The 13,212-nt window shown below is 61.0% G+C and carries 11 protein-coding genes and 4 tRNA genes; 13 read left to right on the plus strand and 2 right to left on the minus strand.

The features are described from left to right. The first annotated feature begins 11 nt into the window (after positions 1-11). The 5 genes from M2366_RS04795 (at position 12) to M2366_RS04815 (ending at position 1,751) form a co-directional block, all read left to right on the plus strand. A tRNA-Gly gene (locus M2366_RS04795) sits at positions 12-87 on the plus strand. A gap of 37 nt (positions 88-124) precedes the next feature. Further along, positions 125-200: transfer RNA gene (locus M2366_RS04800), tRNA-Gly, on the plus strand. A gap of 48 nt (positions 201-248) precedes the next feature. Further along, positions 249-324, plus strand: a tRNA-Gly gene (locus M2366_RS04805). 37 nt (positions 325-361) lie between these two features. Continuing rightward, a tRNA-Gly gene (locus M2366_RS04810) sits at positions 362-437 on the plus strand. A gap of 453 nt (positions 438-890) precedes the next feature. After that, a complete protein-coding gene (locus M2366_RS04815; protein WP_259269113.1) occupies positions 891-1,751 on the plus strand; it encodes a 5'-methylthioadenosine/S-adenosylhomocysteine nucleosidase in 861 nt (286 codons plus the stop codon). A gap of 32 nt (positions 1,752-1,783) precedes the next feature. On the opposite strand, the gene ppgK is transcribed toward M2366_RS04815, so the two are convergent. Both ppgK and queG read right to left on the minus strand, forming a co-directional pair. Next, entirely contained in the window at positions 1,784-2,554 is a 771-nt protein-coding gene (ppgK, locus tag M2366_RS04820; RefSeq protein WP_224431176.1) for a polyphosphate--glucose phosphotransferase, read from the minus strand. Between the two features lie 170 nt (positions 2,555-2,724). After that, a complete protein-coding gene (queG, locus tag M2366_RS04825) occupies positions 2,725-3,852 on the minus strand; it encodes a tRNA epoxyqueuosine(34) reductase QueG (RefSeq protein WP_042041023.1) in 1,128 nt (375 codons plus the stop codon). Here queG and M2366_RS04830 point away from each other — a divergent pair. The 8 genes from M2366_RS04830 to hflK all read left to right on the plus strand — a co-directional run bounded on the left by M2366_RS04830 (position 3,851) and on the right by hflK (position 13,210). Further along, a complete protein-coding gene (locus tag M2366_RS04830; protein WP_259269114.1) occupies positions 3,851-5,482 on the plus strand; it encodes an NAD(P)H-hydrate dehydratase in 1,632 nt (543 codons plus the stop codon). The two genes, queG and M2366_RS04830, sit on opposite strands and share 2 nt — an antisense overlap. Continuing rightward, a complete protein-coding gene (tsaE, locus tag M2366_RS04835) occupies positions 5,467-5,940 on the plus strand; it encodes a tRNA (adenosine(37)-N6)-threonylcarbamoyltransferase complex ATPase subunit type 1 TsaE (RefSeq protein ID WP_224431174.1) in 474 nt (157 codons plus the stop codon). Before M2366_RS04830 ends, tsaE begins: the two co-directional genes overlap by 16 nt. Further along, positions 5,931-7,385 (plus strand): N-acetylmuramoyl-L-alanine amidase, encoded by a 1,455-nt coding sequence (locus M2366_RS04840; protein ID WP_042040964.1) that lies wholly within the window; start codon positions 5,931-5,933, stop codon positions 7,383-7,385. The genes tsaE and M2366_RS04840 overlap by 10 nt, the downstream gene beginning before the upstream one ends. A 3-nt stretch (positions 7,386-7,388) precedes the next feature. Further along, positions 7,389-9,299: a DNA mismatch repair endonuclease MutL gene (gene mutL / locus M2366_RS04845; RefSeq protein WP_259269115.1), complete on the plus strand. Its 1,911-nt coding sequence runs from the start codon at positions 7,389-7,391 to the stop codon at positions 9,297-9,299. 96 nt (positions 9,300-9,395) lie between these two features. Beyond that, complete coding sequence (gene miaA / locus M2366_RS04850; RefSeq protein WP_259235822.1) at positions 9,396-10,292, plus strand: tRNA (adenosine(37)-N6)-dimethylallyltransferase MiaA; 897 nt, start codon at positions 9,396-9,398, stop codon at positions 10,290-10,292. A 73-nt stretch (positions 10,293-10,365) separates the two neighbouring features. Further along, complete coding sequence (hfq, locus tag M2366_RS04855) at positions 10,366-10,632, plus strand: RNA chaperone Hfq (RefSeq protein WP_042040962.1); 267 nt, start codon at positions 10,366-10,368, stop codon at positions 10,630-10,632. A 56-nt stretch (positions 10,633-10,688) separates the two neighbouring features. Continuing rightward, the gene (hflX, locus tag M2366_RS04860; protein WP_042040961.1) at positions 10,689-11,975 is read left to right on the plus strand and encodes a ribosome rescue GTPase HflX; all 1,287 of its coding nucleotides are present in this window, start codon (positions 10,689-10,691) and stop codon (positions 11,973-11,975) included. Positions 11,976-12,058: 83 nt separating this feature from the next. Beyond that, positions 12,059-13,210 carry an FtsH protease activity modulator HflK gene (hflK, locus tag M2366_RS04865; protein WP_042041021.1) on the plus strand — a complete coding sequence of 384 codons (1,152 nt, stop codon included), beginning with the start codon at positions 12,059-12,061 and terminating at the stop codon, positions 13,208-13,210. Positions 13,211-13,212: the final 2 nt, after the last annotated feature.

A 13,212-nucleotide genomic window follows, 5' to 3' on the forward strand; every position in this document is an offset into this window, starting at 1 on the left:
GTCGAATCGATGCGGGAATAGCTCAGTTGGTAGAGCACGACCTTGCCAAGGTCGGGGTCGCGAGTTCGAGTCTCGTTTCCCGCTCCAAGCATCCAAAAACACAGCCATACCAGCAGTACCTGTTGCGGGAATAGCTCAGTTGGTAGAGCACGACCTTGCCAAGGTCGGGGTCGCGAGTTCGAGTCTCGTTTCCCGCTCCAATCGAAGAAAGCCGTGTTTGCAGATGCATCGACGCCAGTCGAATCGATGCGGGAATAGCTCAGTTGGTAGAGCACGACCTTGCCAAGGTCGGGGTCGCGAGTTCGAGTCTCGTTTCCCGCTCCAAGCATCCATAAACACCGTCATATCAGCAGTACCTGTTGCGGGAATAGCTCAGTTGGTAGAGCACGACCTTGCCAAGGTCGGGGTCGCGAGTTCGAGTCTCGTTTCCCGCTCCAATCTCTCCTTGAAGTACCCTTTCCATAGATATATACCGCCTGATTTTGTACCCAATACATTGGTAGAGCATGATCCGTACTTGCCAGGGTCGGACCGCGAGTTCGAGTCTCGTTTCCCGCTCCAATCTCTCCTCGAAGTACCCTTTCCATAGATATATACCGCCTGATTTTGTACCCAATACATTGGTAGAGCATGATCCGTGCTTGCCAGGGTCGGACCGCGAGTTCGAGTCTCGTTTCCCGCTCCAATCTCTCCTCGAAGTACCCTTTCCAACCTCTTTTTTCATCCCCGATGTTCAGTTTCCTTGATTACTATTACCCCCATTTCTCAGCTATTTATCACTTCGCTTTGCCATGAAAACGTTTGCTGTTTTGTGCGATAATCCGCGCCCTACATGGTTGATAGGCCTGCTGCCTATGACCCGAGTACCCGAGCAGAGGAGTAGTTTGGCAATGCGTAATCTCACACAGTGGTTCATGGCCTTGATGATGGCCATGAGCATGACGACCCAGGCCCAGTCACTCAGCAGTGTCATTGTGGCCGGCCACGATCATCCTCCTTCGTCTCCCATCCTGATCCAGGGACCCATGCCCATCGAAGCCGAGCACTTTGCCTCCTTGTTGCAAGGGGTGGTGATGGAGCAGGTTGGTCCCTACCTCTTCTACCGGGGGACTCTGAACGGTTACCCGGTGATCGTCAGCCAGACCGGCAAGGGGCTGGAGAACACGGCCGCGGCGACGGCCATCGCCATTGGTCGCTATCACCCCCTGGCCATCATCAACCAGGGCACGGCCGGGGGCCATGACAAGCAGCTCAAGGTGGGTGACATTGTGCTGGGCAAGCGGACCGTCAACATTGGCAATCTGAAGACACCCCAGCGAGCAGAAGGGCAGGGGGTCGAGGCGCTGGCGTGGCTGCCGATGGATATCATGGCATCTGCCGGCAGTGCGGGTGGCGACGATGCCAACAAGATCCGTTACTACGAGGGAAGCCAGCCGCTCATCGACATCGCCCGGCAGGTAGCCTATGCCAGGGGGAAGGTCGTCGAAGGGACGGTGGGGTCTGCCAACTTCTGGAACAGCGAGGTAGATCGCATCAACTGGTTCCACCGGGAGTTCGGCACCAGCGTGGAAGAGATGGAAGGGGCGGCAGCGGCGCAGATAGCCGATGCCTTCCAGATCCCTTTCCTCTCGATCCGTATCCTCTCCAACAACCTGACCAATGGCGGCCACTATGATCCGAAAACGGGGGAGGCCTGTCAGCTTTTCGTGAAGGGTGTGGTAGAGCGCTACATCGCAAGCCTGCCCCGATAGGGAGTGCCTAGTCCCGGTAAATCCAAGGCCCCTTACGGGGCCTTTTTTGTCGGTTTCGAACGAGTGGCTGCCTGTTCGGCGGCATAGAGCGCGGCCCCGATGATCCCTGCCTGGTTGAGGCTGGCGGCGGCGATAAGCGGCGCCCGGGTGGCTATCTTGTCGACAAACTTGTCGAGTTTGGCGGCAGTGCCCCCGCCCAGGATGAAGAGATCCGGCGAGAAGAGGAACTCGAGCCGGGCCAGATATTGGTTGAAACGCTTGCCCCACTTGCTCCAGGAGATCTCCTCCCGCTTGCGCGCCGCATCCGAGCAGTAGTGTTCGGCTATCATGCCCTCCAGCATCAGGTGACCCAGTTCGGTATTGGGCAGCAGATGACCCCCCACAAACAGGGCCGTGCCTATGCCGGTACCAACGGTGATCAGGATGACGACCCCATCATGGCCCTGGCCTGCGCCAAACCGCATCTCGGCCAGGCCTGCGGCATCGGCGTCATTGAGCACGAAGCAGGGCTGACCTGTCACTTCGCCAAACAGCCTGGCTGCGTCCGTCTCTATCCAGCTCTTGTCGATGTTGGAGGCATTCTTGGCCACGCCGTGATGTATGGTGGCGGGAAAACCGCAGCCGATGGGGCCCTGCCACTGGAAGTGTTCGACCAGTTGCTTGAGGGCATGGGCGATGGCGGCCGGGGTGGCGGGCTGCGGGGTCGGGATGCGATGGCGTTCGCCGATGAGTTCGCCGCGCTTTGTATCGACCAGGGCCCCCTTGATGCCCGAGCCTCCTATGTCCACACCCAATATCTGCATCTGCTCCGATCCTTATGATGATGACGCCACACTGGCGGCGCTAAAGCATGGGAAATGTGCGAGGAAACAGCAAGGAGGCCGATCCTCAAGCGTGATCTGTCGCTGATCTCTTGTCGATCAAGGGCATGGCTACTGGCTCTGATCGCGAGTTAGCAGAGGTGACAGTGAGATTAAGCGTGATCCGGCAGACCCTTTTCGATGCAGCGGATGAGCAGCTTGGTCTTGCGGTTCTCACCCTGCTGACGGGCGGTCAGGCTCGCCACTGCCCAGCTGATGTGCTCGGCCACCATGGGATCGGCGCTTGGCAGGGCTGCGTGCAGGGCGGTGAAGACGGCTTCATCGGCCGGGCCGTTGCCGAGCGCCACTGCCAGATTGCGGCGCCAGCGTTGATAACCGATGCGGCGGATCGGGCTCCCCTCGGTATTTTTCAGGAAGAGAGCCTCGGACCAGGCCCAGAGATCCAGCAGCTTGGGGCTGTGCAGATTGGCGCGCGGACTGAAGTCAGGCTCGGGGCTGGCATCGGCGTAACGGTTCCAGGGGCAGATGAGCTGACAGTCATCACAGCCATAGATACGGTTACCGAGCAGGGGCCTGAGCTCGACAGGAATAGGCTCGTCACTCTCTATGGTGAGGTAGGAGATGCAGCGCCGCCCATCCACCACATAGGGCGCGATGATGGCACCGGTGGGGCAGATGTTGATGCAGGCCACGCACTTGCCGCACTGCTCTTTCTCCACCGGCTGGTCGATGGGCAGCGGCAGGCTCAGCAGGAGTTCGCCGAGGAAGAAGAAGGAACCGGCGGACTCATTGAGCAAAAGTGAGTGTTTGCCAACCCAACCGAGCCCAGCCTTGGCGGCGAGTGGCCGCTCCAGCACGGGGGCCGAGTCGACGAAGGGACGCCAGCCCAGCGCCTCGCAGCGCGCCTCAATCCGCTCACCGAGTTGTTTGAGCCTGGCGCGCAGCAGCTTGTGGTAGTCGCGGCCCAGGGCATAACGGCTGATATAGCCGAGGCTGGGATCGCGCAGGGTCGCGGCGAAACCCGCCTCGAAGGGGAGATAATTCATCCGCACCGACAGCACCCGCAGGGTGCCCGGCAGCAGCTCATGGGGGCGGGCGCGCATCATGCCGTGACGGGCCATGTAGTCCATGGTGCCGTGATAGCCGGCATCGAGCCAGGCCTGCAACCTGGGCTCTTCCTGGTGCAGGTCAGTGTCCGTGATGCCAGCCTGGTCAAATCCTAGCTCGCGTGCCCAGAGCTTGATATCTTGGGCCAGTTTGTCGAAATCGGGAGCCGTCATGATGCAGATCAACAGGGAAGGAGGGGGCAGTTTACCACAGCTCCTCAACGAACCGCGCAGTCATGGCCCACGGCTCCCCAGCGCGCTATGGCGTAGCGAACAAATTCGCCGTGCCGAGGCGGAACTGGCCGCCGCTGCGGGGGTGTCGCTCTATGAGTTGATGGAGCGCGCCGGCACCGCGCTGTTTGATTATGCCAAGGGGCATTGGCCAGCGGCCCATCACTGGTGGATCTTCACCGGCCCCGGCAACAATGGCGGCGATGGCTATGTATTGGCCCGGTTGGCGCAGGCTGCTGGCTTCAGAGTGAGAGTCATCGCCGCGCGGGCCCCGGCGCAGCTCAAGGGGGATGCCCATCGGGCCGCGGCCGCTTTCCTGGCGGCGGGGGGTCAGGTTGAACGCTTCGAGGATGTCCATCTGACCCTTGCCGAGCCGGTTTTCCTTCCGGATCTGTTGATAGATGCGCTGCTTGGCAGCGGCGTCCGCCTGCCACTCACGCCGGCGATGACAAAGATTGTCGCAACCATCAATCGTTTGCCCGTGCCGCTGCTGGCCGTGGATCTCCCCTCAGGGCTGGATGCCGATACCGGCCACATCATGGCCAGCCCGGTGCGGGCGACTCGCACTCTCTGCCTGGTCGGGCTCAAGCAGGGGCTGCTCACCGGCCAGGGACCGAGCTGGTGCGGGGAGCTGGATGTGGACCCTCTCGGTCTGGATCTGAGTCATTGGCAAGCGCCCGCCGCCCGACGTATCGATTATCCCGCCCTGGCTCATCTGTTAGTCCCCCGTGCACGCTGCGCCCACAAGGGAGAACAAGGCCGTGTGCTGCTGATTGGCGGCAATCAGGGCATGGCGGGGGCCATCTTGCTGGCAGCCATGGCCTGCCTGCGTACCGGGGCCGGGCTGGTCAAGGTGTGCCAGCATCCGATGAATGTTCCCGCCAGCCAGACCCAGCCCGAGATCATGACATTAGCGCGCGACGCGCTGGTCGGCTCCTCATCGGCGGCAGAGACCCTGCCTGGAGAGAGGCTCCGAGTGGGCGGAGTCAACCCCTGGGGATCAGTACGGGTGCTGGGGCCTGGACTGGGCCTCGATGCCTGGGGCGGGGCCCTGTTCAAGCAGGCTTTGTGCCGGGAGCTGCCACTGGTATTGGATGCAGATGGATTGAATTGGCTGGCGCTACAGCCCCGCCATCAGGATAATTGGGTGCTCACGCCCCATCCCGCCGAGGCAGCCCGCCTGTTGGGTTGCAGCACCGCCGAGGTGGAGGCCGATCGCTTCGCCGCCGTACAGACCCTGCAGGGCACCTATGGCGGCGTCGTGCTGCTCAAGGGGGCAGGTACACTCATCGCGGATGGTAAACAGGTCTGGCTCTGCCATGAGGGGAATCCCGGCATGGCCAGCGGCGGCATGGGTGACCTGTTATCTGGTATAATCGCCGCCCTTTTGGCCCAGGGGCTAGGGGCGCGTGATGCAACCTGCCTGGGCGCAGTGCTCCATGGGGAGGCTGCCGATCTGGCGGCGACAGAAGGGGAGAGAGGCATGCTGGCATCTGACCTGTTGCCATGGATCCGCTTTCTGGCCAATCCCGACACTCCTGACAAGTTAAGAAGACGATGGCAAAACAGTTGATGATAGCGTTGCCGGATGAGGCAGCGACCGTAAATCTGGGTGGTCAGTTGGCGCGCGCCAGCCAAGTAGCGACCACCGTCTTTATGCACGGCACCCTGGGGGCGGGCAAGACGACGCTCACCCGTGGCTGGATCCAGGGACTCGGCCATTCAGGCAAGGTAAAGAGTCCGACTTATACACTGGTCGAGCCCTATGAGCTCGGAGCCTGGCAGGTCTATCACTTTGATTTGTATCGATTGGCAGATCCCGAGGAGCTGGAGTTCATGGGGATCCGTGACTATTTCGGCCCCAACACCCTCTGTCTGGTTGAGTGGCCTGAGAAGGGAGAAGGTTGGCTAGCTGCCCCGGATCTCGAGATTACCCTGACATATGTAGACATGCAGCGCGAGGCCCTGCTGGTGGCCCGTACTGCGATCGGCGAAGCTATTCTGGAACGGTTGCAACCCAAGTGCGTCTGATAATTTCCCTGTGTTTTATTCTGCTTGCCTCACCGACCTGGGCCAATCAGCTCAAGAGTGTGCGGATCTGGCCCTCGCCCGACAACACTCGGGTGGTGCTGGATCTCTCCAGTTCGCCCCAATTCAACTATTTCACCCTGACCGGGCCGGATCGGCTGGTCATCGACCTCAAGGGGGCCAGCAATGGCGCCAATCTGGCCCGGGTCGAGAACAAGAGCGAGCTGGTACGCAAGATCCGCGAGAGCACGCCGGTGGACAAGGGAGGCCTGCGTCTGGTGCTGGATCTCAAGTCGACCATCAAGCCGGTGGTATTTCCATTGGCACCAGCCGGTCCCTATGGCCACCGGCTGGTGATCGATCTCCCCTATGAGGAGAGTTCGGCCCGTCATGCCACGCCAGCCCCCGCGACCCCGGGCAGCAAGGTGATCATCGCCATCGATCCCGGTCACGGCGGTGAGGATCCTGGCTCCATAGGTCCGCGTCGCACCTACGAGAAGCGAGTCACCCTGGCGGTTTCCCAGAAGCTGGCCGCGCTCATCAATCGTGAACCTGGCATGCAGGCGGTGATGACCCGCCGTGGGGACTACTTCGTCGATCTCAATAAACGTTCCGAGATTGCGCGCAAGTCCAAGGCGGATCTGCTGGTCTCGGTGCATGCGGACAGCTTCACCAACCCGCGTCCGCGCGGTGCCTCGGTCTGGGTACTCTCGACCAACAGGGCCAATCGCGAGATGGGCAGCTGGCTGGAGAAACAGGAGAAGCAGGGCGAGCTGCTGGGTGGTGTGGGCAAGGTGATTGCCGAGTCTGACCCCAACCCCTACTTGGCGCGCACCTTCCTGGATCTCTCCATGGACAAGTCCCGCGCCGAGGGCTATGACGTCAGCCGCATGATCTTGAAAGAGATGGGGCGAGTCGCCCGCCTGCACAAGTCCGCCCCAGAGCATGCCAGTCTGGCAGTGCTCAAGGCGCCGGATATCCCTTCCGTGCTGGTGGAGACGGGTTTTATCTCCAACCACGAAGAGGAGAAGCTGCTGGCCAGCAATGCTTATCAGAACAAGCTGGCCCAGGCGATCTTCCACGGGATCCGCAACTACTACAAGGCGCATCCCGTCAAGGGACACATCATGTCGGGCAAGGTGAGCAGCGCGTCGACGCGCAGCACCCAGCCAGCCGTCAGTCAGGTGGCGCCTGTTAGCCAGTCGGCTCGCAGCGGCGCCCCCGTGGTCAGCGCATCCGGGGCGGGTGTTATCAAGCCGATGACCAGCCTCAGCGGCGCGAATACCATCGACAAGCAGCGCAGCATCAGACACGTGGTGACCCGCGGCGAGAGCCTGTCACGGCTTGCCGAGCGTCACGGCATCTCCATGTCCCGGCTTGCTAAATACAACAATCTGAAATCCAACGAGATCCAGATTGGGCAGGTGCTCTACATACCCAAAGGATAAGCGATGCAGATCCGTATTTTGCCTCCTATTCTCGCCAACCAGATAGCCGCTGGCGAGGTGGTTGAGCGCCCCTCCTCCGTCGTCAAGGAGCTGGTCGAGAACAGCCTGGATGCGGGGGCGAACCGGATCGAGATCGACATAGACAAAGGGGGCACCAAGCTGATCCGCATCCGTGACAACGGCTGCGGCGTGCCCAAGGATGAGCTGGTGCTGGCCTTGTCACGGCACGCGACCTCCAAGGTGGCGACCCTGGATGATCTGGAAGGGATCAACAGCCTCGGATTTCGGGGAGAGGCGCTCGCCTCCATCAGTTCTGTCTCCCGGCTCAGTTTCACGTCGCGTACTCAGGAACAGTCCGAAGCCTGGCAGGCCGAGGCAGAGGGACGGGAGATGAACGTCACCATCAGACCCGCCGCCCATCCCGTCGGCACCACGGTCGAGGTGGTGGATCTCTTCTTCAATACCCCGGCGCGGCGCAAGTTCATGCGCAGCGAAAAGACCGAGTTTGCCCACATCGATGAGCTGGTGCGCCGCATCGCCCTGTCGCGCTTCGATATCACCCTGCTGCTGCGCCACAATGACAAGCTGGTGCGCCAGTATCGCGCCGCCAGTTCGGTGCAAGAGCAGGAGCGCCGCCTCGCCGCCGTGTGCGGCACCCCCTTCATGCACCATGCCCTCGCCATCGAGAGCGAGCACAGCGACGTGCGACTGCGCGGCTGGTTGGCGACCCCGGCCGGGGCCAGGCCGCAGAATGATCTGCAATACACCTATGTCAACGGCCGCATGATGCGCGACAAGCTGATCAATCACGCCATCCGCCAGGCCTATGACGAGCTGCTGGGACCGGATCGCTTTGCCGCCTACGTGCTCTATATCGAGCTGGATCCCCGTCAGGTGGACGTCAATGTGCACCCCGCCAAGCACGAGGTGCGTTTTCATCAGGCGCGGCTCATCCACGACTTCATCTATCAGGCGCTGTTTAGCGCCCTGCACCAGGCCGACCGTCAGGAGCCTCTGGCGATGAGTGAGGTGAGCCTGCCGACCACGGCGCCCGACTATCCGGGGCAAGCGGCGCGCACCGACTGGTATGGGGCAGAACACGGCTATCGTGCCCCCACCGAGGTGCGGGAGGGGGCCCGCCAGGGCGGATCTGATGGCATCATGGGCAGCGACCGTCCCGCTAGTCAGCCGCGCACGACCTTGGCCAGGGGGCTGGGCTCCCATGGTGGGGAGCTGCCGCAGGCCCCCACTCGGGAGGCGCTGCGTGGCATGGAGGCCCTGTTGACGACCTTGCCCGCTCTCCAGGCGCCACCTCAGACCAGCACGGCGTCCCGGGATGAAGCGCACGTCGAGGGCACCGCTCGGGCCCTGACGTTGGTGGAGGGACGTTATCTGCTGCTCGAGCAGGGAGGCGGGCTCGCTCTGCTACGGTTGGTTGTGGCCGAACGGCGCCTGCTGCGCCACTGGCTGCTCGAAGGTTGGGGGCAGGGGCTGGCCGCCCAGCCGCTGCTGCTGCCCGTCGCCTTTAAATTGCCCAAATCCCTCCATGGGGTGGCCGCCGAACAGGAAAAGCTGCTCAAACGCATGGGACTCGAGTTGAAAAGCGGTGGTCGCGACACCATGATCCTGACTCGGGTGCCGGCGCTGCTGCGCCAGACTGATCTGGCCCGTTTGCTGCCCGAGCTGCTGCAACTCCTCGAAGGGTTGAGTGCTGCCAGCAACGAGGAGCAGGCTCAGGTGCTCTGTCAGTGGCTGGTCGAACAAGGCTTGGCCAGTGACAAACAATATGACTTTGCCACGGCCACTCGCCTGCTTGGTGAGCTGGTGAGCCAACTGGGTGATCCGCGTGGTGACAAGGGGCTGCTGCGCCCCCTCTCCCTGGCCGCGGCCCTGGCCGAGTTTGAGGAAGAGTGAAGCCACTCGCAGCTGACTTGCATGGGGCAGCCCCCCATTTTTAGCGTTTTGTGAAAGGAATTGACCGTGACTGACTTGCCGACTGCCATTTTTCTGATGGGGCCTACCGCCTCCGGCAAGACGGATCTCGCCATCGAACTGTGCCAGACCCTGCCCTGCGACATCATCAGCGTGGATTCCGCGCTCATCTATCGCGGCATGGACATCGGCACCGCCAAACCGAGTGTCGACGAGCTCAGGCTCGCCCCCCATCGATTGATCGATATTCTGGATCCGGCGCTGAGTTACTCGGCGGCGGATTTTTGCCGTGATGCCTTGCGCGAAATGGACGAGATTGCCAGTCGCGGCCGCATTCCCTTGCTGGTCGGCGGCACCATGCTCTATTTCAAGGCACTGCTGGAGGGGCTCTCTCCGCTGCCCTCGGCCGAGCCCGTCATTCGCGCCAGCATTGAGGCCGATGCGGCCCGGCTGGGCTGGCAGGCCCTGCACGACGAGCTGGTGCGCATCGATCCTGTGGCCGGGGCGCGTATTCATCCCAATGATCCCCAGCGGCTGAGCCGGGCCCTCGAGGTCTATCGCATCAGCGGCAAGACCCTCACCGAGCTGACTCAGGTGCAGGGGGAGGGGTTGCCCTATCGGGTGCATCAATTTGCCATTGCCCCGACCGAGAGGGCTCAGCTGCATGAGCGGATCGAACAGCGTTTCGATCTCATGCTGGCCCGAGGGTTCGAGAACGAGGTCAGGGCCCTGCGCGCACGGGGGGATCTGACGCCGGACCTACCCTCAATTCGCTGCGTTGGCTACCGCCAAATGTGGGACTACCTGGCCGGGGAACTGGGGTATGATGAGATGCGTTATCGTGGCATCGTTGCCACTCGTCAGCTTGCTAAACGGCAAATGACCTGGTTGAGGGGATGGCCTGAGGTCACCTGGTTGGGATCTGGTGAGTCTGACAACCTCGCCAGGGTCATTGCCTGCGCTGGTGCGGCTTGACACTCCCTGTATAATCAGGTTGTTATAGTGATATCCGGTGTTTAAAAACAACAAACTATAAGGAAAAAAGAAGATGGCTAAGGGGCAATCACTCCAAGACCCGTTTTTGAATGCGCTGCGCCGTGAGCGGATTCCTGTTTCTATCTATTTGGTGAACGGCATCAAACTGCAGGGTCAAATCGAATCTTTCGACCAATTCGTCATTTTGCTCAAGAACACCGTCAGCCAGATGGTCTACAAGCATGCCATCTCCACCGTGGTGCCGGCTCGCGCCGTCAACCATCATCAGCATACCGCCACTGGTCAGGGTGATGAGCCGTCAGGTGACAGTGAGGAGTGAGTCCAAGCGGCGAGCCAGCTCGCCATGCCTCATGAGTCCAGTTAAGGAGCAAGCGCTTGTTTGACCGTTATGAAGCAGGCGAACAGGCTGTGCTGGTGCATGTCAACTTCAGTGATGAAGGGGAACGTGAGGATCTCGAAGAGCTCAAGCTGTTGGTGAGCTCTGCCGGGGTCAACATGTTGGGCGTCGTCACCACCAGTCGCAGTGCGCCCAGCGCCAAGTTCTTTGTCGGCAGCGGCAAGGCGGAAGAGATCGCCTCCGAGGTGCAAGCCCTGGGGGCGGATGTGGTGATCTTCAACCATGCCCTGACCCCTGCCCAGGAGCGCAACCTGGAGCGCTTGTTCCAGTGCCGGGTCGTCGACAGAACCGGCCTCATTCTCGATATATTCGCCCAGCGCGCCCGTACCCATGAAGGCAAGCTGCAAGTCGAACTGGCCCAGTTGCGCCACCTCTCTACCCGACTGATCCGTGGCTGGACTCACCTTGAGCGCCAGAAGGGCGGTATCGGCCTGCGCGGCCCGGGTGAAACCCAGCTTGAAACCGATCGTCGTCTGTTGCGTGAACGCATCAAGGCCATCTTGCGTCGGCTCGACAAGGTCGCCAAGCAGCGGGAACAGGGCCGTCGTGCCCGCAATCGCAATGAAGTACCAACCGTTTCTCTGGTGGGTTATACCAACGCCGGAAAATCCACTTTGTTCAACCAACTTACAGATGCCAGCGTGTATGCTGCCGATCAGTTGTTCGCAACTCTGGACCCGACGCTGCGTAAAGTGGAGATCCGGGACGTAGGAGATGTGATACTGGCGGACACGGTAGGCTTTATTCGACACCTTCCTCATGATCTGGTCGCGGCCTTCAAGGCGACCCTGCAAGAGACCCGGGAGGCTGACCTGCTACTGCATGTGGTGGATTGCGCCGACGAGCAGATGCAGGAGAATATTGACGCCGTGCAGCGGGTCTTGGTCGAGATCGAGTCCGATGACCGCCCCCAGCTGATGATCTGTAACAAGATTGACAAGCTGAGCGATCGCCCCGCCATGCTGGAGCGTGACGATGAGGGCCGACCGGTACGGGTTTGGCTCTCCGCCCAGACGGGTGAAGGCCGCGAACTCTTGTTCCAGGCCCTGACCGAATTGTTGGCTGGCACCATGGTGCACCACAGGTTGCAGTTGCCACCCTCGGCCGCCCGGTTGCGCAGTACCCTCTATCGCCTCAAAGGGATAGAGCAGGAAGGTTTTAGCGAGGAGGGGGATTTCGTGCTGGAAGTCCGCTTGCAAGTGGCCGACTGGAACCGCCTCGTGAAGCAAGAAGGTGAAGTTTTACAACGCTTTATCATGCATTGATCCATCACATGGGCTACTGAGCCTGGTGGACTGATTGCCGATAGAGATGACATCCATTCGCAAGTATTTAAATGGAGATGCTGATGGCTTGGAATGAGCCTGGTAACAACGGCAAAGACCGTGACCCTTGGGGGAATAACGGCAAGACTCAGGGACCCCCTGATCTGGACGAGATGCTGCGCAAGGTCAGCCGTCGCTTCGGCGGTCTGTTTGGCGGCGGTGGTAAATCCGGTGGAGAGATAGGCAAGTTCGGCCTCTCCATCGCCCTGCTGGTCGCCGTGGTGGTGTGGGTCGTCAGCGGCTTCTATACCATTCGCGAGGCCGAGCGTGGCGTGGTGCTGCGTTTTGGGGAGTACTCCCATAACGTGGATCCGGGTCTGCGCTGGAAACCGACCTTCATCGACAGGGTGATCCCGGTGGATGTGGAATCGGTACGCTCACTGCCAGCCTCTGGTTTCATGTTGACTCAGGACGAGAACGTGGTCCGGGTCGAGATGGACGTGCAGTATCGCATCGTCGATCCCCAGGCCTATCTGTTTAGCGTGACCAATGCCGACGAGAGTCTGAGCCAAGCCACCGACAGTGCCCTGCGCTACGTCGTTGGCCACACCCGGATGGATGATGTCCTGACCACGGGTCGGGAAAAGGTTCGTCAGGAAACCTGGCAGGTGATCGATGGCATTATCGAGCCCTACCAGATGGGTCTGCAAATCGTCGACGTCAACTTCCTGCCGGCGCGTCCGCCAGAAGAAGTGAAAGATGCCTTCGATGATGCCATCTCCGCTCAGGAAGATGAGCAGCGCTTCATCCGTGAAGCCGAAGCCTATGCCCGTGAAGTGGAGCCAAAGGCTCGCGGCTCGGTCAAACGTCTGGAACAGGAAGCCGAAGGCTACAAGTCCCAGATTGTGCTGAAGGCCAAGGGTGAAGTTGCCCGCTTCAATGAGCTGCTGCCCCAGTATCAGGCCGCCCCCGAGTTGACTCGTGAGCGTATCTACCTGGAAACCATGGAAGAGCTCTATCAGCAGACCAACAAGGTGCTGGTCGACATGCCTGCTGGCAACAACAGCATGATCTATCTGCCCCTCGACAAGCTGTCTGGCAAGGCGAATGCGGTGCAACCGGCCCGTCCGGCTGGCACTCCTGCGGTGGAACCGGCTCAGCCGTCCAACGAAGGGGCCAACTCCACTCCGACGCCGCTGCGTAGCGGTGACCGTTTCAGCACAGGGAGAAACTGATA

It is taken from the genome of Aeromonas sp. BIGb0405, assembly GCF_024807335.1.
GTDB classification, from domain to species: domain Bacteria; phylum Pseudomonadota; class Gammaproteobacteria; order Enterobacterales; family Aeromonadaceae; genus Aeromonas; species Aeromonas rivuli.